The sequence below is a fragment of the Oceanisphaera sp. genome, from assembly GCF_048268965.1.
In the GTDB taxonomy this organism is placed as follows: Bacteria; Pseudomonadota; Gammaproteobacteria; order Enterobacterales; family Aeromonadaceae; genus Oceanimonas.
Map to the genome: position 1 here is coordinate 1 of NZ_JBLWUK010000010.1, position 23,906 is coordinate 23,906.

Consider the following 23,906-nt stretch of genomic DNA (forward strand, 5'->3'; position numbering starts at 1 on the left):
ACCATACAACACCCAAGAAGTGTGAGACCTTGCGTAGGCAGGCAACTACAAACAATTATTTCAAAACAAACCAGTTTTCCAGATGACAATTTATGCCTGGCGGCGATAGCGCTGTGGAACCACCTGATCCCATGCCGAACTCAGAAGTGAAACGCAGCCGCGCCGATGATAGTGTGGCAGCTGCCATGTGAAAGTAGGTCACTGCCAGGCACCCAATTTAAAAGCCCTTCACCAATGTGAAGGGCTTTTTCTCGTCTACAGAAAAGTGAAGGGTGAAGCGTAAAGAGTGAAGGGGACAAGCCAAGACAGACATCGTCTGTTGTAGGCGAACGTTTACTCTCGCATTTCGCCGCAGGCGGAACCGCTTGTTCAGTGTTTCGCGACTCGAGTGCAGCCTTCTCCCTGGGCAAGGGGACGGGCCATGCCAGGCACCCAATTAAAAAGCCCGATTCGAAAGAGTCGGGCTTTTTTCATGCCTGTTTGCCAGAGCGGCACCAACCGTGGGGCGCGAAAGGTCTGCTTCTTGTCTGCATTGTATTCATGAGGGTGGGTTTTTGTTACCGTCAGGCGTAAACTTCTTCCTATTCTTTGCATTGTTAACTGCATGGCTCACACATGAAAACCCTGCTATTTATCGCGCTCGGTGGCGCCCTGGGAGCCACATTACGGTTTGGCATCACGGACTTAATGGCTCGTTTATTGGGTAAATCCTTCCCTTATGGCACCTTAACGGTCAACCTGCTGGGCTCCCTGATGATGGGGTGCGTCTTTATACTGGTGCAACAGCAGCTGGTGAGTGCGCATAGCTGGCGGCCTTTTGTCATGGTTGGCATGTTGGGCGCCTTGACGACCTTTTCATCCTTCTCGCTCGACAGCCTGTTACTACTCGAACAAGGTCAATGGCTTAAGGCCATGTTGAATGTGTGCCTGAATGTGGTTTGCTGTATCATGTTGACCTACTTTGGCATGCAGATAACGAGCAGTCTCCTGGCTTCTCGTTAGTCCAGGCCGCGTATTTGCAGTACACTCACTTACTTTGATTTTATAGGTGCCTTCAGCATGTCAGAACAGCACAAATCGACGACACACTTCGGTTACAAGACGGTAGAAGCCAACGAAAAAGAGCAGATGGTTGCCGGCGTATTTCATTCGGTGGCCGCTAAATACGATATCATGAACGATCTGATGTCGTTTGGTATTCATCGGCTTTGGAAGCGGTTTACTATTGACTGCTCCGGGGTTCGCAAGGGTCAGAAAGTGCTGGATCTGGCGGGCGGTACCGGCGATTTGACCGCCAAGTTTTCACGCATTGTTGGCGAAACCGGTCAGGTCGTACTGGCGGATATTAATGACTCCATGCTCAAGGTGGGCCGAGACAAGCTGAGAAACAAAGGCCTGGGCAGCAACATTGCGTATGTACAGGCCAATGCCGAGCAACTCCCCTTTCCTGATAACCACTTCGATTTGATTACCATCGCCTTTGGCCTGCGCAATGTCACCGATAAAGACAAGGCGCTGGCCTCCATGCAACGGGTGCTGAAGCCGGGCGGACGCTTGCTGGTACTGGAGTTTTCCAAGCCGCAGCATGAAGTGATGAATAAGCTGTACGACTTTTACTCATTCAACATTCTGCCTAAAGTCGGCAGCATAGTGGCCAAAGACAGCGACAGTTATCAGTATCTGGCGGAGTCTATCCGTATGCATCCGGATCAGGAAACCCTCAAGAGCATGATGGAGCAAGCTGGATTAGAGCAGGTGGAATACTTCAATCTGACCGATGGCATAGTCGCATTGCATCGTGGGTTCAAATTCTAATGACTCCACTGTTGCGGCCCTTACTTAATGGCACCCTTGAAACGGCCTTTAACCGCTTTATAGGTCAAGACGCCGAACGGTTAAAGAAGATGGCACCCTTGCACGGCAAGGTGCTGCAGTTGACCATCACCAATGTAGCCAGCCTTTACCTGCTGTTTTCTGCCGATCGACTGGCGGTCTTGCAGCAGTACGAAGGCGTGGTGGACAGTCATCTCAGCTTGTCACTGGATGCGCTGGGGTTGCTGAAAGACAAAGGTTTGTTGATGCAGTACATCCGTGACGGCCGCATCGATGTGCAGGGCGATCCGACTCCCTGGCAGGACTTTACCGCCGTGCTGAAAGATCCCCGCATCGATATTGAAGGCTGGCTGGCTCCTTACACCGGAGACATAGTCGCGCACCTGCTGTGTCGTCATGGTGGGGAACTGAAAACGGCAATAGAGCGACGGGCCCTGGGTTTGCGCGACCAGCTGGGTGACTATGTGCGTGAAGAAGCGCGCCTGGCCGTGGGGCCGCTGGAATTGGCTGATTTTAATGATGAGGTCACCGAACTGCATAAAGATATGTTACAGCTGCAAAGACGGCTGGCGACGCTAACAGATAAGGTCAGGCATTCATGAAGAAGCTGCGGGAGTTGGTTCGACTCTATCAGATTGGGAAAACCTTATTCGACTATGGGCTGGATGAGCTGATACCGGCCCGGCTACAGATCTGGCCGGCACGGATGGCGAGAAAAAGCCTGTTTTGGCTGAAAAACCGCCACCCCGACCTGTCGCGAGGCAAGCGCATTCGTCTGGCATTCGAGCACCTTGGACCCGTTTTTATCAAGTTTGGCCAGATGTTATCGACTCGCCGGGATCTGTTACCACCGGATATCGCAGAAGAACTGGCGCTATTGCAAGACAGGGTCCCTCCTTTTAACGGTGTATTGGCTCGCCAGCAGATCGAGACCAGCCTGGGGGCGCCTATTGGTGAGCTGTTCGATGACTTCGATGAAACGCCGCTGGCGTCGGCTTCTATTGCCCAGGTACACACGGCTCGGCTGAAAACCGGGCAGGAAGTCGTGATCAAGGTGATCCGGCCCAATATCGAGAAAGTGATTGAAGCCGATGTGAGCCTGATGCACTCGATGGCCACTTTGGTGGCGCGTCTGGTGCCGGTACGCAGCAGTCGCCTGCGCCCGGTCGAAGTGGTAGAAGAATACCGCAAGACCTTGTTTGATGAGCTGAACCTGTTGCGCGAGGCCGCCAACGCCATTCAGTTGCGCCGCAACTTTGAAGGGTCGGGCACGCTGTATGTACCCGAAATCTATTCCAGCTATTGCCAGGAAAATGTGCTGGTGATGGAGCGGATCTACGGTATTCCGGTGTCTGATATCGAGGCTCTGGAAGCCAATGGTACCAACATGAAACTGTTGGCCGAGCGCGGCGTAGAAGTCTTTTTTACTCAGGTGTTTCGCGACAGCTTTTTTCATGCAGACATGCATCCGGGCAACATCTTTGTCTCCTATGAACACCCTGAAGACCCCCAATGGATTGGTATCGACTGCGGTATTGTCGGCACCTTGAATAAAGACGACAAGCGTTATCTGGCGGAGAACTTTCTGGCCTTCTTCAACCGTGACTACCGCAAGGTTGCCGAGTTGCATGTGGAGTCGGGCTGGGTACCTGCCGACACCAAGCTGGAAGAGTTCGAGTCGGCTATTCGCACCGTGCTGGAGCCCATCTTCGAGAAGCCACTGTCGGAAATTTCCTTTGGTCATGTGTTACTGAATCTGTTTAATACGGCACGGCGTTTCAATATGGCGGTACAGCCACAGCTGGTTTTGCTGCAGAAAACCCTGCTGTATGTGGAAGGGGTCGGTCGCCAGCTTTACCCGCAGCTGGACTTGTGGAAGACGGCCAAGCCCTTCCTGGAAGAATGGATGCAGAATCAGGTTGGCTACAAGGCGGTCATTAATGCGGTGAAAGAAAAAGCGCCATTCTGGGCCGAAAAACTGCCGGAATTACCTGAACTTGTCTACGATGCGCTGCGTCAGGCCAAGTACCAGCAGCGACAGGTGCACGGCCTTTATGATCAATTTGCCCAGCAGAACAAGCGCCAGGGAAAAGGACGCTTTTTATTGGCCATGGGAGCGAGCATACTGCTGGCCAGCACCTTGCTGCTGGGAATGGATAAAATTGAATGGGCCATGTCTGGTTTGGTACTGACTTTGTTTGTATGGTTACTGGGTTGGCAAAAAATAGCGCGTTAATGTGATCTGATATCAAGGTATTGTCATCAAGCTCGGATATCATGTTGGTTTACTTTTTTACATAGGAAAAAGATCATGGGTGGAATCAGTGTTTGGCAGCTGCTTATTGTCGTCTTGATTGTGGTGCTGTTGTTCGGGACCAAAAAATTACGCGGCATGGGTAGCGATTTGGGATCGGCGGTCAAAGGCTTTAAAAAGGCGATGAGCGACGACGATAAAGAAAGCGATAAAAATCAGCAGGATGCCGACTTCAAACAAGCGTCTTTGTCTGACAAAAAAGAGCAAGCTGATGCTTTCAAGGCCAAGGATCAGGAAAAAACCAAAGATAACGATCGAGTATAATCATGTTTGATATCGGTTTCTGGGAGCTGGTGGTCATAGCCGTGGTTGGGCTTCTGGTATTGGGACCGGAGCGACTTCCGGTGGCGATCAGAACCGTGTCTCGGCTTTTTAAAACGGTACGAGATACTGCCAATGCGGTCAAAACAGAGCTGTCGCAAGAGCTAAGAATGGACGAGCTGCATCGAGACTTGAAAAAAGCCGAACAGCTCAACATGAAAACACTGAGTCCGGAGCTTCAGGAGTCCGTTGATCAGTTAAAAGAGGCGGCGGCTTCCGTCACGCGACCCTACGAAAAAAAAGCAGCGCCAAACGATGAGGGCGAACAGACTTCATCTTCTCAAGCACCGCAGGATAAACCTTAAATGAACCAAATACATCAGCCACTTATCAGCCATCTAGTGGAGCTGAGAGGCCGCTTGTTGCGTGCGTTCGGCGCTATTGTGCTGGTCTTTCTGGCCTTGGTGTACTTTGCCAACGACATTTACACCATTTTGGCCGAACCCTTGCTGCGGCAACTGCCGGAAGGCACCAGCATGATCGCGACCGGCGTTGCGACCCCGTTCTTAACGCCGATGAAGCTGACGCTGATAGTGTCATTCTTTCTGGCCATTCCGTATGTGCTATATCAGGTGTGGGCGTTTATCGCCCCCGGGCTTTACAAGCACGAAAAGCGGCTGATAGCGCCACTGGTGTTTTCCAGCGCCTTGCTGTTTTATGCCGGAGCCGCCTTTGCCTACTTCGTGGTGTTTCCGCTGGCCTTTGCCTTTTTTACCAAAATGGCCCCGGAAGGGGTAACCATTGCCACCGACATTGCCAGCTATCTCGATTTTGTGCTCGGCCTGTTTGTCGCCTTTGGTATTGCCTTTGAAATTCCCATCGCCACTATTTTGTTATGCTGGACCGGGGTGACCACGCCGAAGGACTTGGCAAGCAAGCGTCCCTACGTGATTGTCGTGGTATTTATTGTTGGCATGCTACTGACGCCACCCGACATCATTTCCCAGACCTTGTTGGCCATTCCCATGTGGCTGTTGTTTGAAGTAGGCGTATTTTTTGCGCGCTTCTATACCCGCAACAAGAACGATGAGGAAGAACAGGATCAAGCATCATGATTGATATTGGGGTTAACCTGACCAGCAGTCAGTTTGATGGCGATAGAGACGAGGTGTTGGGGCGAGCCAAAGCGGCAGGTGTCTCTGCCCTGATCTTGACGGGCACCAATTTAGCCGAAAGCCGGGCGGTGGCGGATTATGCGGCCAGCCAGGCGGGGTTTTGCTATGCCACCGCCGGCATTCACCCCCACGATGCCAAGACCTTCGACGCGCACAGTTTGAGCAGGCTGCACGAACTGGCGATGCGCCCGGAAGTGGTGGCCATTGGTGAGTGCGGTCTCGATTACAATCGCGACTTTTCGCCGCGCCCTCAGCAGGACGCGGTGTTTGAAGCCCAGCTGGAGCTGGCGGCCGAGTTGCAGCTGCCGGTCTTTATGCACTGCCGGGATGCTCACCAGCGCTTCATGGACATTCTGACCCCCTGGCGGAGCAAGCTGCCGGCGGCCGTGCTGCATTGTTTTACCGGTAGCGAAGCCGAACTGCGTGATTGCCTGGCGCTGGATCTGCATATCGGCATTACCGGCTGGATCTGCGACGAGCGTCGGGGGCAGGATCTGCAGCGACTGGTGTCGCTGATCCCGGGCAACCGGCTGATGATCGAAACCGACAGCCCTTATCTGTTGCCGCGAGATTTGTCACCCAAGCCGGCCAGTCGGCGTAATGAGCCGGCTTATTTACCGCATATTGCACACCGTATTGCCGCCTGCCGGGGTGAAAGCCCCGAGGCGCTGATTGCCGATACCAGGGCAACCAGCCGCGCCTTTTTCCGTCTTTAGGAACGATTCAGGACTCACTTTGGAGTAGTTATGACTCAACAGATATTTGGTGGTTTTCATTCACGTCGCCTGCGCCGTACCCGCAAGCACGACTTTAGCCGTCGCCTGGTGCGAGAGCACCGACTGACGGTTGATGATCTGATTTATCCGGTATTTGTACTGCCCGGGGTTGGGCGCCGCGAAGCGGTCGAGTCCATGCCTGGCATAGACAGGTTATCCATTGATTTATTGCTGGAAGAAGCCGCCGAACTGGTGAAGCTGGGCGTGCCCCTGATCGCCTTGTTTCCGGTCGTGGAGGCCAACCAGAAAAGCCTGATGGCAGAAGAGGCCTACAATCCAGAAGGCCTGGCTCAGGCCGCAGTGCGGGCACTAAAAGAAGCGTTTCCCGAGCTGGGTGTCATGACGGACGTGGCACTGGATCCGTTTACGGTACACGGTCAGGACGGTATTCTGGACGATGACGGTTATGTGCTGAACGACGTTACCACAGAGGTACTGGTCAAGCAGGCGCTCAGCCATGCGCAGGCCGGTGCCGACATAGTGGCACCTTCCGATATGATGGATGGCCGTATTGGCGCCATTCGCCAGGCATTGGAAGAAGCCGGATTTATCAACACCCAGATCATGGCGTATTCTGCCAAGTATGCCTCCAACTATTACGGACCTTTCCGGGATGCCGTTGGCTCTGCCGGCAACCTCAAAGGCGGCAACAAGTCTACCTATCAGATGGATCCGGCCAACAGCAACGAAGCATTGCAGGAAGTGGCTTTCGATATTGAAGAAGGCGCCGACAGTGTCATGGTCAAGCCAGGCATGCCGTATCTGGATGTGGTACGCCGGGTGAAAGATCAATTTGGCGTGCCCACCTTCGCCTACCAGGTGAGTGGAGAATATGCCATGCACATGGCAGCGATTCAAAATGGCTGGCTGAAAGAGCGGGAAACCGTGATGGAATCGCTATTGTGCTTCAAGCGCGCCGGTGCCGATGGCATTCTGACCTACTTCGCCAAGCGAGTGGCTCAGTGGCTGCGTGAAGAACAAAGCAGCAAATGAAGCATTGACAGCAAAGAGTATAAGAAAGGCGCCGCAAGGCGCCTTTTCTTTACCGTGAAGGGTGAAGAGTAATACCAATCTAAGTAAAAACATGATCTATTTTAAAGCTGAGTACCAGAGGAAACAGAGTCAACTCCCACGACACGCCATAAACCCATCCCTGGGGGCTCGGGAAATGACATCCCTGTCATTTCACGGTCGTGGGAGCCGAACTCTGTTGCCTCTCCACAAGCACTGAGTTGCCCGAAGACAGTGCCAACAGGCGACTTTGCAGCATGAAGGAGGACAAAGGGTTCTGCTCCACCGACCATCACATGACAGGGAGGTCATGTGCTGAGCGCCACAGGGATGTGCTTGCAGCGAGTCGGTGGAGTAGGCCGTTTGTCCGACTGTTACATGAAGTGAAAACAGCTCAATTGTTGAGTGTAATTGGTATAAGGGGCGGGGTTAGCCTGCATCTCACTCTTCACACCTGACGGGTTTTATTGGCTCAGCTTCGTTCTTCAATCACCAGTGGCCAGCCCAGTGCGGTTTGGCGTTTGGCTTCTTGCTGTAACTCACTGGCACGCAGGTGGTGCGTTTTACTCCAGTTTGCCGGTAGTGTCAGCGTGAGCTGTTGCTCGTTAGCCACCAGTTGAAACTCGGGCACGGTACCACGGGTGCGGCGCAGGCAAAGAATAATGGCCAGCCGTAAGAGCCGGGCCAATAAAATCGCCTGCTCGGTGGCTATCGCGCTTTGCTGCTCCAATGCCGCCAGCTGAAACTCATCGCGCTGGTTCAGCAGCAGGGCACCCAGGAGTTGTTGCTGTGCCGTGGTAAAGCCGGGTAAATCGATGTGGTGAATAATATAGGCCGCATGTTCGGGCGCGCGCTTGTATTCGATGCACAGCCCCAATTCGTACAACAGGGCCGACCAGGCCAGCATGGCATTGGCTGAGGCATCCAGAGGCTGACTGCTGGCCACTTGCTGTAAGGCCTTCAGGGCCGTCCTGCGCACGCGCTCGGCCTGATCTCTGTCTAGCTGGTAGCGACTGATCAGGCTGTCTGCGGTACGCTCTCTGGCATCGCATTCCTGCCGCTGCCCCAGCATGCCGTACATCAAACCTTCACGCAGGGCCCCTCCGGCCAGCACCATCTCCTCGATGGCCAGCAAGTCGAACAGGGCGATAAGAATCGCCAGGCCAGACGGGAAAACGCTGACGCGATCGGCCTGCAAGCCGGGCAGGGAAAGCTGGTCGAGGCGTTGGCAGGCAATGGCCTGTTGCTTGAGCCGCAGCAGCTTTTCCAGGGTGATGAGTTCATCCTCGCCCTGACTGATCATGATTTCCTGAATCGCCTGTATGGTGCCCGAGGCGCCAATACAGCCTTGCCAGCCCAGTTTGAGGTAAGTGCCGGCCACGGGGGTTAACACATGACGCGCGGCGGCAATGGCCTGCTCGAAGTTTGCTTCGGTTAACCGCTCATCGGAAAAATACCGACTTAGCCAGGTCACACAGCCCATGTTCAGGCTGTTCAGCAGCAGAGCCGAGGTGCCGTCCCCAATGATTAATTCGGTGCTGGCTCCGCCAATATCGATGGCGAGCCGGCGGCCGGTACCGGAAGAGGTCCAGGCTACGCCTTGATAGATAAGGGCGGCTTCTTCTTCACCGGAAATAATGCGCACCGGATGGCCGAGTATGGCCTCGGCCTGGTGCAGAAAGTGGTCGATGTTGGTGGCCAGGCGCAGCGTGGCGGTGCCCACAATGCGAATATGGTCGGCGGGAATATCCTGCAATTGCTCGGCGAACAACCGCAGGCAATCCCAGCCTCGTTGCAGAGAGGCTGCATCCAGGCTGCCATCGGCCTGCAAGCCGGCGGCAAGACGCACCTTGCGCTTGATCTTGGCCAGGGTGCGGCAGCCTCCGGCTACCTCATGCACCACCAGCATATGAAAACTGTTCGAGCCAAGATCGATGGCGGCGTAGAGGGCGCTGTTGTTCACCTGGCTTAACTCCGTCCGCCCTGAGGCTGGCGGCGACGATGATGCCCACCGGGGCGTCGTTGGCCGCCCCCCTGACGATCACGGTTGCCGCGATTGGCCTGGGATCTGTGGTGATGGATACGGGTAGGCGCAGTAACGTCGTCGAGCAGAGCCTCGTTATCATACTTGCTGACCGGAATTTCATGCTCTATGTAGGCTTCTACCGCCGGCAGGTTGAACACATACTCTTCACAGGCAAAGCTGATGGAACAGCCGCTGGCCCCGGCCCGGCCGGTACGACCAATGCGGTGTACATAATCTTCGGGATCATCGGGCAGGTCGTAGTTGAAGACGTGGGTCACGTCGGGAATGTGCAAGCCGCGAGCAGCCACATCGGTCGCCACCAGAATATCGAGCGCGCCGCTGGTAAAGTCCTCAAGAATGGTCAGGCGCTTCTTTTGCGGAACATCGCCGGTCAGCAGACCGACCCGGTGGCCATCCTGGGCCAGCCAGGCATGCACTTTTTCACAGCTGTGCTTGGTGTTGGCGAACACTATGGCCTTGTCGGGCCACTCGGTTTCCATCAAGGTCAGCAACAGCAGCATTTTGTCTTCTTGCGCCGGGTAAAATAACTCTTCCTTGATGCGAATGCCCGTCTTGCGCTCCGGCTCAATGGCAACATGTTCCGGGCTGTTCATGTGTTCGTAGGCCAGCTCCTGCACTCTTAGCGACAAGGTGGCAGAGAACAGCATGTTAATGCGTTGTGCGGCGGGGGGCATGCGACGGAACAGGAAACGAATGTCCTTGATAAAGCCCAGATCAAACATGCGGTCCGCTTCATCCAGCACCACTACTTGAATGGCGCCCATGTCGATCACCTGTTTCTTCAGGAAATCGATAATGCGGCCGGTCGTGCCAATCAGAATATCGACGCCGGCGTTTAAGACGTCGGTCTGCTGCTCGTAGCCTTCGCCACCATAGGCCAGGCCCAGCTTAAGGCCGGTACTGGCACACATGGTATCGGCATCGTTATAAATCTGTACCGCCAGCTCGCGCGTAGGCGCCATGATAATGGCTCTTGGCTGGTTAAGCTGACGCTGCTCCGGAGCTGGCGTGGTCAGTAGATGATCAAAGGTGGCGGCAAGAAAGGCAATGGTTTTACCCGTGCCCGTCTGGGCTTGCCCGGCGATATCCTTGCCAGCGATTAAATGGGGTAACGACAACGCCTGAATCGGCGTGCAGTTGTGAAATCCTTTTGCTTCCAGTCCGGCGACAACCTGAGGCTGCAGACCCAGCTGGGCAAATGTTACATCTGTTAAGTGTGTTTTGCTCATAACGTTCAGAATATCAGGTTAGGCTTGCAATAATAAACAGGATCATTTGAAATAGGCCAACTAAATTGCCTTACGTTGTGTGTTGAGGCATAAAACAACTGATTGGAGTTGGAGATGAGTGACAAAATTGTTCAGCTGACCGATGCCAGCTTCGAAGCTGACGTGGTTAAAGCCAATGGCCCCGTTCTGGTAGACTTCTGGGCTGAATGGTGTGGCCCTTGTAAAATGATCGCCCCTATTCTGGCTGAAGTAGCCGAAGAGTATGAAGGCAAGGTCACCGTGGCCAAGCTGAATATCGACCAGAACGCCGATACCCCACCTAAATTCGGCATTCGTGGTATTCCTACTTTGTTGCTGTTTAAAAACGGCGAAGTAGCGGCGACCAAAGTAGGCGCACTGTCTAAAACTCAGTTAAAAGAGTTCCTGGACGCCAACCTGTAATACCGGAACAAGAGGTGCGCAAAGCGCCTCTTGTTGTTTTTGCTAGACGCGCTGTTTTTTTAGTGCTAGTTTATTGTTCGTTTGCTAATCTACTTTGTGCCCCAGGGCCCTGCAATTTCAAGTCTCATCCCGGCAGACTTTCCTACTATTTAACACATCCTGGTTGATAGAAACCCACCACTATGAATCTTACCGAACTCAAGAGTACCCCTGTTTCCGAGCTGGTAAAGCTTGGAGAAACAATGGGCCTGGAAAACCTGGCTCGTTTACGCAAGCAAGACATCATTTTTGCTATTCTTAAGGCGCACGCTAAAAGTGGTGCAGACATCTTCGGCAATGGCGTGCTGGAAATTCTGCAAGACGGCTTTGGCTTCTTGCGCAGTGCCGACTCTTCCTATCTGGCCGGCCCGGACGATATTTACGTCTCGCCCAGCCAGATCCGGCGCTTTAACCTGCGCACCGGTGACACCATTGCCGGTAAAATTCGTCCCCCCAAAGAGGGCGAGCGTTACTTTGCGCTGCTGAAAATAAACGAGGTCAACTACGACCGTCCCGAAAACGCGCGTAACAAGATACTCTTTGAAAACCTGACGCCCCTGCATGCCGATGAGCGCATGAAAATGGAGCGCGGTAACGGGTCTACCGAAGACATTACCGCCCGGGTACTGGATCTGGCCTCGCCGATCGGTAAAGGTCAGCGTGGCCTGATCGTCGCCCCGCCCAAGGCCGGTAAGACCATGCTGCTGCAGAATATTGCGCAAAGCATCTCTTATAACCACCCCGAGTGTGTGTTGATTGTTTTGCTGATCGATGAGCGCCCGGAAGAAGTAACCGAAATGCAGCGCATGGTAAAAGGTGAAGTGATCGCTTCTACCTTTGATGAGCCGGCACAGCGTCACGTGCAAGTGGCCGACATGGTGATTGAAAAAGCCAAGCGTCTGGTCGAGCATAAAAAAGACGTGGTGATTTTGCTGGACTCCATCACGCGTCTGGCCCGGGCCTACAACACGGTCGTGCCTTCCTCTGGCAAGGTACTGACCGGTGGTGTGGATGCCAACGCCCTGCACAGACCCAAGCGTTTCTTTGGTGCGGCGCGTAATGTGGAAGAGGGCGGCAGCCTGACCATTATCGCCACCGCCCTGGTAGAAACAGGCTCCAAGATGGATGATGTTATCTACGAAGAGTTCAAGGGCACAGGTAACATGGAGCTGCACTTGTCGCGGAAAATTGCCGAGAAGCGCGTGTATCCTGCCATCGATATTACCCGTTCCGGTACCCGTCGCGAAGAACTGCTGACCACGTCGGATGAACTGCAGAAAATGTGGATCCTGCGTAAAATCGTCCACCCCATGGGTGAGAGCGATGCCATCGAGTTTTTGATCGACAAGCTGGCGATGACCAAAACCAACGACGAATTTTTCGATGCCATGAAGCGGCAGCAGAAATAAGCCTTGTACCTGTAAAAACCGCGGCTGGTCCGCGGTTTTTTATTGCCCGATACAAGGCAAGGTGGACAGGGTATAATCTTCGACATTTGTCGATGCTCTTGGAATAAACCTATGAAATATAAGGACTTGCGAGACTTTATCGCACAGCTCGAAGCTCAGGGCGAACTCAAGCGTATTCAGCATGAAATCGACCCCTACCTGGAAATGACCGAAATTTGCGATCGCACCCTCAAGGCGGGCGGTCCGGCGTTGTTGTTTGAAAACCCCAAGGGCTTTGATATGCCGGTGCTGGGCAACCTGTTTGGGACCACCAAACGGGTGGCCATGGGCATGGGCCAGCAGGATGTCGATTCGTTGCGTGAAGTAGGGCGCTGGTTATCATACTTGAAAGAACCCGAGCCACCCAAAGGCCTGAAAGAGCTGATGGAAAAGCTGCCTATTTTCAAACAGGTGCTGAACATGCCGGTCAAACGGCTGAAGAAAGCGCCTTGTCAGGAAATAGTGCTGGAAGGCGATCAGGTTGATCTGACGCAGCTGCCCATTCAGCACTGCTGGCCCGACGATGCCGCCCCCTTGATTACCTGGGGCTTGACCATTACCCGAGGTCCGTACAAGAAGCGCCAAAACCTGGGTATTTATCGTCAGCAGCTGTTGGGCAAGAATAAAGTCATCATGCGCTGGCTCAGCCACCGGGGCGGTGCGCTGGACTTTCGGGAATGGCAAGAAGCCAACCCCGGCCAGCCTTATCCGGTGGCCGTGGCGTTGGGGGCCGATCCGGCAACCATTCTCGGCGCCGTGACGCCGGTGCCAGATACACTGTCGGAATATGCCTTTGCCGGCTTGTTGCGCGGCAGTCGCACCGAAGTGGTAAAATGCATCGGCAGTGATCTGGAAGTGCCCGCCAGTGCCGAGATCGTACTGGAAGGGGTTATTTACCCGGATGAAATGGCACCGGAAGGGCCTTATGGCGATCATACCGGTTACTACAACGAGATTGACGAGTTTCCGGTCTTTACCGTAGAGCGTATTACGCGTCGCCAGGATGCGATTTATCATTCGACCTATACCGGACGCCCACCGGATGAACCGGCTATTTTGGGGGTGGCACTGAACGAGGTGTTTGTGCCCATTCTGCAAAAGCAGTTTCCCGAGATAGTCGACTTCTATTTACCGCCGGAAGGCTGCTCGTATCGGATGGCGGTAGTGACCATTAAAAAGCGCTATCCGGGTCATGCCAAACGGGTTATGCTCGGCGTTTGGTCGTATTTACGTCAGTTTATGTACACCAAGTTCGTTATCGTGTGTGATGACGATGTCAATGCCAGAGACTGGAACGATGTGATTTGGGCGATTACGACCCGAATGGACCCAGCGCGCGATACCACCCTGATCGAGCACACCCCCATCGACTATTTGGATTTTGCCTCACCGGTATCCGGCCTCGGCTCCAAAATGGGGATGGACGCCACCAACAAGTGGCCGGGTGAAACCGACCGGGAATGGGGTTTACCCATAGTCATGACAGACGAAATAAAACAAAGAGTCGACGGTTTATGGGATCAACTGGGGATCCTGGACTCGAGCACCAAACAGAATGAACTCAAAGGATAGTCATGCAGAAAGTAACATGTAGTGTGGAAGCCCTGGAAGAAATGGCCGATACCCTGTGGTATGTACGGTTAAAGCCTGAAGTACCCGTGGATTTTCTTCCTGGCCAGTATTTACTGGTGGTAATGGCAGAAGACGACAAACGTCCTTTTTCCATTGCCAATACCATGAATGACGAAGGCCTGCTGGAAATGCACATTGGTGCCACTCCCGACAACACCTATGCGATGCAGGTGCTAAAGCGTATGCAGGATCAGGGGCAGATTGAGGTGCAGCTGCCGGCAGGCAAGGCTCACCTGCGCGAAGAATCCCACCATCCGGTGATCCTGATCGCCGGCGGTACCGGTTTTGCTTATGCCCGCTCCATTTTGCAGCAAATGCTGGCCAACGGTTTACACAAGCCGGTCTTTTTGTATTGGGGCGTGCGCCATGAGGATCACCTGTATGCCGACCAGGAGATGAAAGCCTGGGCTGCCGAGCATAAAGAGCTGACCTATGTGCCGGTATTGCAGAACGGCGATGAGCACTGGCAAGGTCGCACCGGCCTGGTGCACGAGGCTGTGATGGCGGACTTTACCAGCCTGTCTGGATATGACGTCTATATTGCCGGTCGTTTCGAAATGGCGGGTGTGGCACGAGAAGCCTTTAAAGAGAAGGGCATAGAGCCGGATCAGCTATTTGGCGATGCCTACGAGTTTATCTAAACTCGATAGCAATAGGGAAGCAAGCTTCCCTATTTCTTCAGGCTTGCCGGCTGCTCCTGGGTCAAGGATGCGAGATCCAGGGCCTTGATGGCATCCATGGCAAGCTCGAAGCGGCCTTGCTGGCACAAGCCCAGCAGGCCACCTTCTTCATAAGCCGCCAGTGCCGCCCGCAAGCAAGCCCGCCTCACCTGTTCGGCTAACTCAGCCTCGTTCATCCTGATCATCGGTCAGCTTACGTTCCAGCAGTGCCAGCTTGGTTTCCATTTCATTGAGCTTTTCACGGGTGCGCAACAGTACCTTGGTTTGTATATCAAACTCCTCTCGCGTCACCATATCCAGTTTTCCCAACTGTGCCTGTAATACGGTACGAATGCGTTTTTCTGCTTCTTCACCCATATTTTTTATGCCGCTGGGCAAGCTGTTCTGAATCTGTTTGGCGATGTCTTCCAGTTTTTTAGGGTCTAACATGATGATCTCCTTGGGCTATGGCGGCATTTTAGCCTTAAATGGCCGACCGCGTCAGCCTTTCGGGCAGCTGTACGCTTTACGCGATACGTCGTACGTCACACAAGACGATGTTCATCTTTAACTTACGGCGTACAGCGTCAGGCGTATAGCTTTTCTTACACTGGTTCTAATGCAGTCTGCTGGAAGGCCAGGATCAGCGGGTCGTCCAGCCGCTTTTTCAGTAAACACACCCCCACTTCAATCGACTTGAGCGCCGGGCTGGCGGCCAGTACCCGCACCTTGTCCCCCATGGGGCTGTGATCGATGACCACCCTGGGCACCACGCCAATGCCAAAGCCCAGCGCCACCATGCCGATGATGGCCTCGTTACCTGCGACCTCGGCATAAATATTGGGGCTGATGCCTTTGGCCTTGAACCACTGGTTGGCCCGCTTTCTGGCGACGCCTTGCTCGGACAGGATCACCGGCAGTTTTTGCCAGTCCAGTGGCCGTTGTTCCAGCAATTCGCTGACCGGACCCGGGCTGGTCGGTGCAATAAACACCATGGGCACGGTTTGCAGGTTAATAAAATGTACCTTGGCCGGCAGGGCGTCGGGCCGGGCGGCGATGGCCAGCTCGCTTTCATCGCCCAGTATCTTGTCGATGGCCAGCGCCGGATCGCCGGTTTCGAGCCGGATTTCCAGCCGGGGATAACGGCTGCGAAAACGCTCTAGAATACCGGGTAGTAAAAAGTAGCTGGCGGTGACCGAGCAAAACACCCGTAAGCGTCCCTGCAAATTATTATCACCATGCTTTAGCTCCTGCTTAAGGTGCTGCCAATCCGCCAGCCAGCGCAGGGCAAACTGCTGCAGCTGGGCACCCGCTGGCGTCAGTGTGACGCTGCGATTATCCCGCACCAGCAGTTCGCAACCCGTATCCTGCTCCAGCCGTTGAATGGCGCGGCTCAGGGTAGAGGGGCTGACCGCCATGACATCGGCGGTGTGGCCAAAGTGCAGGCTTTGGCTGAGGTGTACGAAGAGTTCGAGGTGGCGAAAGTCCATGGGGCTCCACTGGCTGACGTTTCATAAAATGAAATACTCTATTCCGAATATATCATTTTAAGCAATGAGAAGCCTGAGGTATAGTAACTGGGTAGTCACCGCAAACGGTGCAGGAATTTACATTAAACGGATTAATAGGAAGATCACTCATGGCTAACAATTACTTCAATACCTTGAATTTGCGCCAGCAGCTTGAGCAGCTTGGCAAGTGCCGCTTTATGCATCGCAACGAGTTTGCCGATGGCTGTAACTACCTGAAGGGCAAAAAGGTGGTTATTGTAGGTTGTGGCGCTCAGGGCCTGAACCAGGGCCTGAACATGCGTGATTCTGGTCTGGACATTGCCTATGCACTGCGTGCAGAAGCCATTGCCGAACAGCGTCAGTCGTTCAAGCAGGCGACCGAAAACGGCTTTAAAGTGGGCACCTATGAAGAGTTGATCCCGACTGCCGACCTGGTCATGAACCTGACTCCGGACAAGCAGCACACTTCTGCCGTTAACGCCGTTATGCCGCTGATGAAAGAAGGCGCGGCTCTGGGTTACTCTCATGGCTTCAACATTGTTGAAGAAGGCATGCAGATCCGTGACGACATCACGGTAGTGATGGTGGCGCCCAAGTGCCCGGGCACCGAAGTACGTGAAGAATACAAGCGTGGCTTCGGCGTACCGACTCTGATTGCCGTACACCCGGAAAACGATGCCAAAGGTGAAGGCCTGGCCATCGCCAAGGCGTGGGCATCTGCCACTGGTGGCGACCGTGCCGGTGTACTCGAGTCTTCTTTCGTTGCCGAAGTGAAGTCTGACCTGATGGGCGAGCAGACCATTCTGTGTGGCATGCTGCAGGCCGGTGCCATTTTGGCGCACGAAAAAATGATTGCCGACGGTATCGACGCCGGTTATGCGGGCAAGCTGATCCAGTTCGGTTGGGAAACCATTACCGAAGCACTGAAGCAGGGCGGCATCACCAACATGATGGACCGTCTGTCCAACCCGGCTAAAATCAAGGCGTTTGACCTGTCCGAAGAGCTGAAAGACCTGATGCGTCCGCTGTTCAACAAGCATATGGATGACATCATTCAGGGCAACTTCTCTGCCGGCATGATGGCCGACTGGGCAAACGACGACAAAGATCTGCTGACCTGGCGTGAAGAGACTGCCGACACCAGCTTCGAACAGTACCCCGCGACCGACGTCGTTATTGATGAGCAAGAGTACTTCGACAACGCTATTTTGCTGGTAGCCATGGTTAAAGCCGGTGTTGAGCTGGCGTTTGAAGCCATGACCGCTTCCGGTATCATCGATGAGTCTGCTTACTACGAGTCACTGCACGAGCTGCCATTGATCGCCAACACAGTTGCCCGTAAGCGTCTGTACGAAATGAACGTGGTTATTTCCGATACTGCCGAGTACGGTAACTACCTGTTCGCCAACGCCGCGGTACCTTTGCTGCGTGAGAAGTTCATGCCTAACGTGAGCACCAACGTTATTGGCAAGCCTTTCGAGGTTGAGTCCAACTCCGTTGATAACCGTCGTCTGATTGACGTGAACGAAGCGATTCGCAATCACCCGGTTGAGACTATCGGTAAGACACTGCGTTCTTACATGACCGACATGAAAAACATCGCCGTTGGCGGTTAATCGCTGATACTAAACAAAGCGATATAAAAGGGAGGCTTCGGCCTCCCTTTTTGATCGTGAGGGGTCAGCTGTCAGCTGTCAGTCACAGATAAGCACCGTATCCTGTAGTCCAGCGCTTTAGCTGCTGGTCCTGCGTTAGCAGGATGATTTTAAAATCCCGCTGAAACGGAGCTAGCTGCTAGAGCGTTAGCCGACAAACTCGTGTCCATCTTTTGCATAAAGAGGATTCGGTACGGCTTTGATACTGCCTCTGAGGTTCAAGATTAAAATCTGGCCAAGCGGACGGCATCAGTCCCCAATTGGGGGTGAGGTTGTTATAATGGCCCGCTAATCATGGGAGTGAACAATGAGTTTTGACGAGCGTTTTGGGGGGATTGCCCGCCTGTACGGGGCCGATGCTCTGGCCCGCTTTGCCCGCGCACACATTTGTGTGATCGGCATTGGTGGCGTGGGATCCTGGGCGGCAGAAGCACTGGCGCGATCCGGTATTGGGGCCATCACCCTGATCGATATGGACGATATCTGCATCACCAATACCAATCGTCAGATCCATGCACTCAGTAACCAGATTGGCCAGGAGAAAACCCTGGCCATGGCCGAGCGGATCGCGCTGATCAACCCGGAGTGCAAGGTGACGGTGGTGGATGATTTTATCAGCGCCGATAATCAGGCCGAATACCTGATGCAAGACTTTGATTATGTGCTGGATGCTATCGATTCGGTGAAGGCGAAAGTGGCCTTGATCGCCTTTTGCAAGCGCAACAAGATCCCGGTGATCACCGCAGGAGGCGCCGGTGGGCAAACGGATCCCACCCAGATCATGATCCGCGATCTCAGCAAGACCATTCAGGATCCGTTGGCGGCCAAGGTCCGGGGCGATCTTCGTCGCTTCCACCATTTCAGCAAGAACCCCAAGCGCAAGTTTGGCGTCGATTGCGTGTTTTCCACCGAGCAGCCTCGTTACCCGGACGGCAGCGGGGGTATTTGTAACGCTAAACCAGAGCTAGATGGCACCATGAAAATGGACTGCGCCTCCGGCTTCGGCGCCATTACTCACATTACCGCCACCTTCGGCTTTTTCATGGTCAGCCGGATACTGAGCAAGCTGGCCGCTAAAAGCGAACGTGAGGCTAAACAGTGAGGAGTGAGGCGTAAAACAGCGAGTTTGCGGATGTGGGGTTTTACACCTCACCCCTCACCCCTCACCCCTCACCCCTCACCCCTCACCCCTCACCCCTCACCCCTCACCATCACTTACGACTTACAGCTTTCTTTAATGGCTTCTACCACGGCCCGCAAGCCGTTGCCTCGCGATGGGCTGAGGTGGGGCAGCAGCTGTAACTCGGCAAAGTATGCTTCTATGTCGAAGGCGTGAATGTCGGCGGCCGACTTGTTGTTGAGTGCGGCCAGCACTACCGCCATCAGGCCCTTGACGATGCGTGCATCCGAGTCGCAGTGAAACTGCCAGCGCTCGGTGCCATCCTGCTCCCTCACCAACTCACTCACCAGCCAGGCCTGACTTTCACAACCATGAATGGCGTTGGCCGCGGTTTTATCCGCATCAGCCAAGGGGGGTAATTGCCTGGCCAGTTTGATCAGCTCTTTATAACGGGCTTCCCAGCCGTGGGCCGAATTAAACAGGGCGCGAATATCGGTGTCGGTAAGGGTGTGGCCAAAAGGCTGCATTAAAAAAACTCCCGTGCTTTGTCGATGCCGGCCAGCAAGGCGGCAATGTCGTCAGCGGTATTATAAAAGGCGAGTGAGGCGCGAATAGTACCTTGGCTCAGCCCCAGGGCCTGCATCAGCGGCATGGCGCAATGATGGCCGGTGCGCACCGCTATGCCCTGCATATCGAGCAGGGTGGCGAGATCTTGCGGATGCACATCATCTATTATAAACGACACCGCGCCGGCGGCAGGGCGGCCAATAATATGCACATCCGGCATGGCGGTCAGGCCCGCCAGCAGTTGTTGTAACAGGCTTTGTTCGTGTTCAGCCAATATGCTGCGATCCAGCCCCGACAAATAATCGATGGCCGCACCCAGGCCGATGGCCCCGGCAATATTGGGGGTGCCGGCTTCAAACTTGAAGGGCAGCTCGCCAAAGCTGGTGTGCTCGAAGCTTACCTGCCTGATCATCTCCCCGCCGGTTTGCCAGGGCGGCATCTGTTCCAGCAAGGCGCGCTTGCCGTACAGCACGCCAATGCCGGTGGGGCCAAACATCTTGTGCCCGGAAAACACATAAAAGTCGCAGTCCAGCGCCTGTACATCTACCGGAAAATGCCCCACCGCCTGTGCACCATCCACCAGAGTAAGGGCGCCGACTTGCTTGGCGAGGGCAATCAGCTCTTTAATGGGGTTGATCACGCCCAGGGCATTAGATACCTGGCTAATGGCCAGCAACCTGGTGCGGGTTGAAAACAGCGCCGCGGCGGCCGTCAGGTCCAGCTCGGCATGTTCGGTCAGCGGGATCACCTTGATGATGGCACCGGTGGCGGCGGCGACTTGCTGCCAGGGCACTATGTTGGCGTGATGCTCCAGGGTCGACAGTAAAATTTCATCGCCGGCCTTAAGGCTGTGCATGCCAAAGCTGTACGCCACCAGGTTGATGGCTTCCGTGGTGCCGCGGGTCCAGATAATGTGTTTGGCATCGGGAGCATGAATAAAACGGGCGACCTTGGAGCGCGCAGCCTCAAAGGCGTGGGTGGCCTGCCCGCTCAAGGCGTGAGCGGCACGATGCACATTGGCATTTTGGCTCTGATAATAGTGGTTGAGCGCATCCAGCACGCCTTGTGGCTTTTGTGTGGTGGCGGCGTTATCCAGGTACACCAGCGGATGGCCATTCACGGACTGGGCCAGAGCAGGAAAGTCGAGTCTAAGAGTGTGTATATCGAGAGCCATGGCAATATCGTTTATGTCAGTGTCGATTAAAGAAGCGCTGTCAGGATCATGTGCGGTTAAGGGTGAAGAGTAAAGGGTAAAGAGGACGAGATAAGGCCAAATATTCAAATCCGCTGCACGTTGGCCGCGAGCTGAGCACGAATGAAGCGCAATAAGCTGCGTTAACGCCAACCCTTTCCCCTTCGCAAGCGCTTCACCTTTAACCCAGAGGCGGCAACCGTTAGAATACGGCTCCTGTTCAACTGTCGGAATGCCCCTATGAAACTGAATCCAGCCCAAGACGAAGCCGTGCATTATATAGGTGGCCCTTGCCTGGTGCTGGCGGGCGCCGGCAGTGGCAAGACGCGGGTTATTACCAATAAAATCGCCTATCTGGTGCGAAAGTGTGACTATAAGGCGCGAAACATCGCCGCCGTTACCTTTACCAACAAGGCGGCCCGCGAAATGAAAGAGCGGGTGTCACAAACCCTGGGCAAAAGTGAAGCCCGGGGCCTGATGGTGTCGACCTTTCATACCTTGGGGCTGGATATTATTCGTCGCGAGCACAAAACGCTGAATTTAAAGGCGGGCTTCTCGCTGTTTGACGATCAGGATCAGCTGGCGCTGTTAAAGGATCTAACCGAGCAGGAGCTGGACGGCGACAAAGATGCACTGAGCCGCTTGATCGGCACCATTTCCAACTGGAAAAACGATCTGGTGTTGCCGGCACGGGCGGCCAGGCTGGCGAACGATCCCGAACAGGTGCTGTTTGCCGAGTGTTATGCCCGTTATCAGCGGCAGATGAAGGCCTACAACGCGCTGGATTTTGACGATCTGATCCTGATGCCCACCTTGCTGCTGAAAACCAACAGCGAGGTACGGCAGTTCTGGCAAAACAAGATTCGCTACTTGCTGGTCGATGAATATCAAGATACCAACACCAGTCAGTATGAACTGGTCAAGCTGCTGGCCGGCGAGCGGGCGCGCTTTACCGTGGTGGGTGACGATGATCAGTCGATTTACTCCTGGCGTGGGGCGCGACCACAAAATCTGGTGTTGTTGAAAGAAGATTACCCCCAGCTCAAGGTGATCATGCTGGAGCAGAATTATCGTTCGCGCGGGCAAATATTGCAGTGTGCCAACATCCTGATTGCCAATAATCCTCATGTGTTTGAAAAAAAGCTGTTCTCCGAAATGGATTATGCGGCACCGATACGGGTGCTGTTTGCCAAGAATGAAGAGCATGAAGCCGAGAGGGTGGTGGCCGAAATCATGGGCCACAAGTTCATGAACGGCGGTAAATTCGGCGAATACGCCATTCTCTACCGGGGTAATCATCAGTCGCGCATGCTGGAAAAGCAGCTGATGACCAACCGCATTCCGTACAAGATCAGCGGTGGGACTTCGTTTTTCTCTCGCACCGAAATCAAAGACATAATGGCGTACCTGCGTTTGTTGGTGAACGCCGACGACGATAACGCCTTCCTGCGCGTTGTGAATACGCCACGTCGGGAAATTGGGCCGACCAGCCTGGAAAAGCTGGGTACCTACGCCAATAACAGGGGGAAAAGCCTGTTTGCCGCCAGTTTCGAACTGGGGCTGGAGCAAACCCTGGATGGTCGAGGTCTGGCGTCGGTTCGTGCCTTCAGCAACTGGTTGGTGCGCCGTGGCGAGGAAGCGGCACGGGGCAACGCGCTGGAAGCGGTGCGCGACATGATCAAAGACATTCACTACGAAGAATGGCTGTACGAGAGTTCGCCCAGCCCCAGAGCCGCCGAAATGCGCATGCAAAACGTGTCTACCCTGTTCAAGTGGGTCAGTCAGATGCTGGAAGGATCCGAGCTGGAGGAGCCACTGACGCTGGGGGAAGTGGTGATTCGCTTGACCTTGCGCGACATGATGGAGCGGGGAGAAGACGAAGACGACGGTGAGCAGGTGCAGCTGATGACCCTGCATTCTTCCAAGGGGCTGGAGTTTCCTTATGTGTTTATGGTGGGCATGGAAGAAGGGCTGTTACCCCACCAAAGCAGCATAGATGAAGACAATATCGAGGAAGAACGCCGCCTGGCCTATGTGGGTATTACCCGGGCTCAGCAAGCTCTGACCTTTACCCTGTGCCGGGAGCGGCGTCAGTTTGGTGAACAAATACGCCCCGAGCCGAGCCGTTTTTTACTCGAGCTGCCCCAGCAGGATCTGGACTGGGAGCATAACCGCAAGCCCCCCAGCGAAACCGAACGCATGCAGAAAGGCCAGGCCAGCGTTGCCAATCTAAGGGCCATGTTTGGCAAGAAGCCGTGAGGCATTTCCAGCCTTACCCCTCACGCTTTATTCCTCACCAATAAAAAACAAAAAAGCCGCATTGCTGCGGCTTTTTATCAACATGGCTCAGGGTCGTCGTGTTACTTAGATGGCGTCTATCATGTAATCAACGGCGTGGGCAATTTCTTCATCCGAGCAGTTACCGCAAGCACCGCGCGGCGGCATGGCGTTAAAGCCATTCAGCGCGTGGCTCAGCAGGGTGTCACGGCCCTTGGCAATACGAGGTCCCCAGGCGTCGGCATCACCTTTAATCGGTGCTCCGGCAGCGCCAGTGCCATGGCAGGCAGAGCAGGCAGCGTTATAGACTGCATCTCCGCTGCGTGCGGCGGCGGGTTCGTCGCTGCTGCCAGCGGCGGTAGTGGCGACAATACCTTCCAGATCGGCCGCAGTATAAACGCTTCCTACCGGTTTGGTACGTTCGGCAATCGCTTCAGGCGACATATCATTGGCGGCGTAAGCCATACCACTTAACGCGGCAGCGGCAACACCGGCCAGCAACAGGTTTTTTAACAGGCTCACCTTTTTCTTCTCCCAGTTGGCTTAGTCACTTCCATTAATCTTGTTAAACCAGCGGAGTATACCGTAACTATCACGGTCATTAAACGGCCGCCTTGGGATAGGCGGGGGTTAAAAAGCGGGTTTCCCTACGGTGCTGCAAGCCAGGCCGCCGGGGTAGCAACAGAATGCTTTATGTTATTATCAAGGTCTCTTGATGT

24 protein-coding genes and 1 rRNA gene are annotated in these 23,906 nt (G+C 54.4%); 17 read left to right on the forward strand and 8 right to left on the reverse strand.

Translation table 11 applies throughout. The features are described from left to right. Positions 1-95: 95 nt before the first annotated feature. The 10 genes from rrf (at position 96) to hemB (ending at position 7,352) form a co-directional block, all read left to right on the forward strand. Positions 96-210 (forward strand): 5S ribosomal RNA (gene rrf, locus ACN0VL_RS06610). A 405-nt stretch (positions 211-615) separates the two neighbouring features. Then, complete coding sequence (gene crcB, locus ACN0VL_RS06615) at positions 616-1,002, forward strand: fluoride efflux transporter CrcB (RefSeq protein ID WP_417615707.1); 387 nt, start codon at positions 616-618, stop codon at positions 1,000-1,002. Between the two features lie 57 nt (positions 1,003-1,059). Then, on the forward strand, positions 1,060-1,815 hold the full coding sequence (gene ubiE / locus ACN0VL_RS06620) for a bifunctional demethylmenaquinone methyltransferase/2-methoxy-6-polyprenyl-1,4-benzoquinol methylase UbiE (RefSeq protein WP_417615709.1): 756 nt from the start codon (positions 1,060-1,062) through the stop codon (positions 1,813-1,815). Beyond that, positions 1,815-2,435, forward strand: coding sequence for a ubiquinone biosynthesis accessory factor UbiJ (locus tag ACN0VL_RS06625; protein WP_417615711.1), 621 nt, complete (start codon positions 1,815-1,817; stop codon positions 2,433-2,435). Before ubiE ends, ACN0VL_RS06625 begins: the two co-directional genes overlap by 1 nt. Further along, complete coding sequence (ubiB, locus tag ACN0VL_RS06630) at positions 2,432-4,069, forward strand: ubiquinone biosynthesis regulatory protein kinase UbiB (RefSeq protein WP_417615713.1); 1,638 nt, start codon at positions 2,432-2,434, stop codon at positions 4,067-4,069. Before ACN0VL_RS06625 ends, ubiB begins: the two co-directional genes overlap by 4 nt. Positions 4,070-4,144: 75 nt before the next feature. After that, positions 4,145-4,411 (forward strand): Sec-independent protein translocase subunit TatA, encoded by a 267-nt coding sequence (gene tatA, locus ACN0VL_RS06635; RefSeq protein ID WP_417615715.1) that lies wholly within the window; start codon positions 4,145-4,147, stop codon positions 4,409-4,411. A gap of 2 nt (positions 4,412-4,413) precedes the next feature. Beyond that, entirely contained in the window at positions 4,414-4,773 is a 360-nt protein-coding gene (tatB, locus tag ACN0VL_RS06640) for a Sec-independent protein translocase protein TatB (protein WP_417615717.1), read from the forward strand. Next, positions 4,774-5,523 carry a twin-arginine translocase subunit TatC gene (tatC, locus tag ACN0VL_RS06645; protein WP_417615719.1) on the forward strand — a complete coding sequence of 250 codons (750 nt, stop codon included), beginning with the start codon at positions 4,774-4,776 and terminating at the stop codon, positions 5,521-5,523. Beyond that, positions 5,520-6,299 carry a TatD family hydrolase gene (locus ACN0VL_RS06650; RefSeq protein ID WP_417615721.1) on the forward strand — a complete coding sequence of 260 codons (780 nt, stop codon included), beginning with the start codon at positions 5,520-5,522 and terminating at the stop codon, positions 6,297-6,299. Before tatC ends, ACN0VL_RS06650 begins: the two co-directional genes overlap by 4 nt. A 30-nt stretch (positions 6,300-6,329) precedes the next feature. Further along, positions 6,330-7,352 carry a porphobilinogen synthase gene (gene hemB / locus ACN0VL_RS06655; protein ID WP_417615723.1) on the forward strand — a complete coding sequence of 341 codons (1,023 nt, stop codon included), beginning with the start codon at positions 6,330-6,332 and terminating at the stop codon, positions 7,350-7,352. 490 nt (positions 7,353-7,842) lie between these two features. Here the strand turns inward: hemB and gppA are convergent, their stop codons facing one another. Together gppA and rhlB are read right to left on the reverse strand one after the other, a co-directional pair. Further along, entirely contained in the window at positions 7,843-9,333 is a 1,491-nt protein-coding gene (gppA, locus tag ACN0VL_RS06660; protein ID WP_417615725.1) for a guanosine-5'-triphosphate,3'-diphosphate diphosphatase, read from the reverse strand. A 5-nt stretch (positions 9,334-9,338) separates the two neighbouring features. Then, positions 9,339-10,646 carry an ATP-dependent RNA helicase RhlB gene (rhlB, locus tag ACN0VL_RS06665; RefSeq protein ID WP_417615727.1) on the reverse strand — a complete coding sequence of 436 codons (1,308 nt, stop codon included), beginning with the start codon at positions 10,644-10,646 and terminating at the stop codon, positions 9,339-9,341. 114 nt (positions 10,647-10,760) lie between these two features. On the opposite strand from rhlB, the gene trxA reads away from it, so the two are divergent. The 4 genes from trxA to fre all read left to right on the forward strand — a co-directional run bounded on the left by trxA (position 10,761) and on the right by fre (position 14,847). After that, positions 10,761-11,087, forward strand: coding sequence for a thioredoxin TrxA (gene trxA, locus ACN0VL_RS06670; RefSeq protein ID WP_417615728.1), 327 nt, complete (start codon positions 10,761-10,763; stop codon positions 11,085-11,087). Between the two features lie 182 nt (positions 11,088-11,269). Then, positions 11,270-12,535, forward strand: coding sequence for a transcription termination factor Rho (rho, locus tag ACN0VL_RS06675; protein WP_417615730.1), 1,266 nt, complete (start codon positions 11,270-11,272; stop codon positions 12,533-12,535). 111 nt (positions 12,536-12,646) lie between these two features. Further along, the gene (gene ubiD, locus ACN0VL_RS06680) at positions 12,647-14,146 is read left to right on the forward strand and encodes a 4-hydroxy-3-polyprenylbenzoate decarboxylase (RefSeq protein WP_417615732.1); all 1,500 of its coding nucleotides are present in this window, start codon (positions 12,647-12,649) and stop codon (positions 14,144-14,146) included. Positions 14,147-14,148: 2 nt separating this feature from the next. After that, a complete protein-coding gene (fre, locus tag ACN0VL_RS06685) occupies positions 14,149-14,847 on the forward strand; it encodes an NAD(P)H-flavin reductase (protein WP_417615734.1) in 699 nt (232 codons plus the stop codon). Between the two features lie 29 nt (positions 14,848-14,876). Here fre and ACN0VL_RS06690 read toward each other — a convergent pair whose 3' ends face one another. The 3 genes from ACN0VL_RS06690 to ilvY form a co-directional block, all read right to left on the reverse strand. Further along, the gene (locus ACN0VL_RS06690) at positions 14,877-15,062 is read right to left on the reverse strand and encodes a hypothetical protein (RefSeq protein ID WP_417615854.1); all 186 of its coding nucleotides are present in this window, start codon (positions 15,060-15,062) and stop codon (positions 14,877-14,879) included. After that, positions 15,049-15,315: a ubiquinone biosynthesis accessory factor UbiK gene (gene ubiK, locus ACN0VL_RS06695; protein WP_417615736.1), complete on the reverse strand. Its 267-nt coding sequence runs from the start codon at positions 15,313-15,315 to the stop codon at positions 15,049-15,051. The genes ACN0VL_RS06690 and ubiK overlap by 14 nt, the downstream gene beginning before the upstream one ends. 155 nt (positions 15,316-15,470) lie before the next feature. Beyond that, positions 15,471-16,355, reverse strand: coding sequence for an HTH-type transcriptional activator IlvY (gene ilvY, locus ACN0VL_RS06700; protein WP_417615738.1), 885 nt, complete (start codon positions 16,353-16,355; stop codon positions 15,471-15,473). 149 nt (positions 16,356-16,504) lie between these two features. Between ilvY and ilvC the strand changes: the two genes are divergently transcribed. Both ilvC and tcdA read left to right on the forward strand, forming a co-directional pair. After that, a complete protein-coding gene (gene ilvC / locus ACN0VL_RS06705) occupies positions 16,505-17,992 on the forward strand; it encodes a ketol-acid reductoisomerase (protein WP_417615740.1) in 1,488 nt (495 codons plus the stop codon). A 346-nt stretch (positions 17,993-18,338) separates the two neighbouring features. Beyond that, positions 18,339-19,133 carry a tRNA cyclic N6-threonylcarbamoyladenosine(37) synthase TcdA gene (tcdA, locus tag ACN0VL_RS06710; protein WP_417615742.1) on the forward strand — a complete coding sequence of 265 codons (795 nt, stop codon included), beginning with the start codon at positions 18,339-18,341 and terminating at the stop codon, positions 19,131-19,133. 113 nt (positions 19,134-19,246) lie between these two features. On the opposite strand, the gene ACN0VL_RS06715 is transcribed toward tcdA, so the two are convergent. Together ACN0VL_RS06715 and ACN0VL_RS06720 are read right to left on the reverse strand one after the other, a co-directional pair. After that, positions 19,247-19,678: a SufE family protein gene (locus tag ACN0VL_RS06715; protein WP_417615744.1), complete on the reverse strand. Its 432-nt coding sequence runs from the start codon at positions 19,676-19,678 to the stop codon at positions 19,247-19,249. After that, on the reverse strand, positions 19,678-20,892 hold the full coding sequence (locus tag ACN0VL_RS06720) for an aminotransferase class V-fold PLP-dependent enzyme (RefSeq protein ID WP_417615746.1): 1,215 nt from the start codon (positions 20,890-20,892) through the stop codon (positions 19,678-19,680). The genes ACN0VL_RS06715 and ACN0VL_RS06720 overlap by 1 nt, the downstream gene beginning before the upstream one ends. A gap of 258 nt (positions 20,893-21,150) precedes the next feature. Between ACN0VL_RS06720 and rep the strand changes: the two genes are divergently transcribed. Further along, on the forward strand, positions 21,151-23,169 hold the full coding sequence (rep, locus tag ACN0VL_RS06725) for a DNA helicase Rep (RefSeq protein WP_417615748.1): 2,019 nt from the start codon (positions 21,151-21,153) through the stop codon (positions 23,167-23,169). A 105-nt stretch (positions 23,170-23,274) separates the two neighbouring features. Here the strand turns inward: rep and ACN0VL_RS06730 are convergent, their stop codons facing one another. After that, positions 23,275-23,652, reverse strand: coding sequence for a c-type cytochrome (locus ACN0VL_RS06730; RefSeq protein ID WP_417615852.1), 378 nt, complete (start codon positions 23,650-23,652; stop codon positions 23,275-23,277). Positions 23,653-23,906 lie beyond the last annotated feature (254 nt).

Bases quoted from the DNA above. Each gene is read 5' to 3' on its own strand.
- ACN0VL_RS06720 (WP_417615746.1), bottom strand. From the start codon at position 20,892: ATGGCTCTCGATATACACACTCTTAGACTCGACTTTCCTGCTCTGGCC.
- ACN0VL_RS06715 (WP_417615744.1), bottom strand. From the start codon at position 19,678: ATGCAGCCTTTTGGCCACACCCTTACCGACACCGATATTCGCGCCCTG.
- ACN0VL_RS06730 (WP_417615852.1), bottom strand. From the start codon at position 23,652: ATGGCTTACGCCGCCAATGATATGTCGCCTGAAGCGATTGCCGAACGT.
- ilvY (WP_417615738.1), bottom strand. From the start codon at position 16,355: ATGGACTTTCGCCACCTCGAACTCTTCGTACACCTCAGCCAAAGCCTG.
- ACN0VL_RS06650 (WP_417615721.1), top strand. From the start codon at position 5,520: ATGATTGATATTGGGGTTAACCTGACCAGCAGTCAGTTTGATGGCGAT.
- ubiE (WP_417615709.1), top strand. From the start codon at position 1,060: ATGTCAGAACAGCACAAATCGACGACACACTTCGGTTACAAGACGGTA.
- ubiD (WP_417615732.1), top strand. From the start codon at position 12,647: ATGAAATATAAGGACTTGCGAGACTTTATCGCACAGCTCGAAGCTCAG.
- trxA (WP_417615728.1), top strand. From the start codon at position 10,761: ATGAGTGACAAAATTGTTCAGCTGACCGATGCCAGCTTCGAAGCTGAC.
- crcB (WP_417615707.1), top strand. From the start codon at position 616: ATGAAAACCCTGCTATTTATCGCGCTCGGTGGCGCCCTGGGAGCCACA.
- ubiB (WP_417615713.1), top strand. From the start codon at position 2,432: ATGAAGAAGCTGCGGGAGTTGGTTCGACTCTATCAGATTGGGAAAACC.
- tatC (WP_417615719.1), top strand. From the start codon at position 4,774: ATGAACCAAATACATCAGCCACTTATCAGCCATCTAGTGGAGCTGAGA.
- fre (WP_417615734.1), top strand. From the start codon at position 14,149: ATGCAGAAAGTAACATGTAGTGTGGAAGCCCTGGAAGAAATGGCCGAT.
- rho (WP_417615730.1), top strand. From the start codon at position 11,270: ATGAATCTTACCGAACTCAAGAGTACCCCTGTTTCCGAGCTGGTAAAG.
- tcdA (WP_417615742.1), top strand. From the start codon at position 18,339: ATGAGTTTTGACGAGCGTTTTGGGGGGATTGCCCGCCTGTACGGGGCC.
- hemB (WP_417615723.1), top strand. From the start codon at position 6,330: ATGACTCAACAGATATTTGGTGGTTTTCATTCACGTCGCCTGCGCCGT.
- rep (WP_417615748.1), top strand. From the start codon at position 21,151: ATGAAACTGAATCCAGCCCAAGACGAAGCCGTGCATTATATAGGTGGC.
- ACN0VL_RS06690 (WP_417615854.1), bottom strand. From the start codon at position 15,062: ATGAACGAGGCTGAGTTAGCCGAACAGGTGAGGCGGGCTTGCTTGCGG.
- ubiK (WP_417615736.1), bottom strand. From the start codon at position 15,315: ATGTTAGACCCTAAAAAACTGGAAGACATCGCCAAACAGATTCAGAAC.
- tatA (WP_417615715.1), top strand. From the start codon at position 4,145: ATGGGTGGAATCAGTGTTTGGCAGCTGCTTATTGTCGTCTTGATTGTG.
- ilvC (WP_417615740.1), top strand. From the start codon at position 16,505: ATGGCTAACAATTACTTCAATACCTTGAATTTGCGCCAGCAGCTTGAG.
- ACN0VL_RS06625 (WP_417615711.1), top strand. From the start codon at position 1,815: ATGACTCCACTGTTGCGGCCCTTACTTAATGGCACCCTTGAAACGGCC.
- rhlB (WP_417615727.1), bottom strand. From the start codon at position 10,646: ATGAGCAAAACACACTTAACAGATGTAACATTTGCCCAGCTGGGTCTG.
- tatB (WP_417615717.1), top strand. From the start codon at position 4,414: ATGTTTGATATCGGTTTCTGGGAGCTGGTGGTCATAGCCGTGGTTGGG.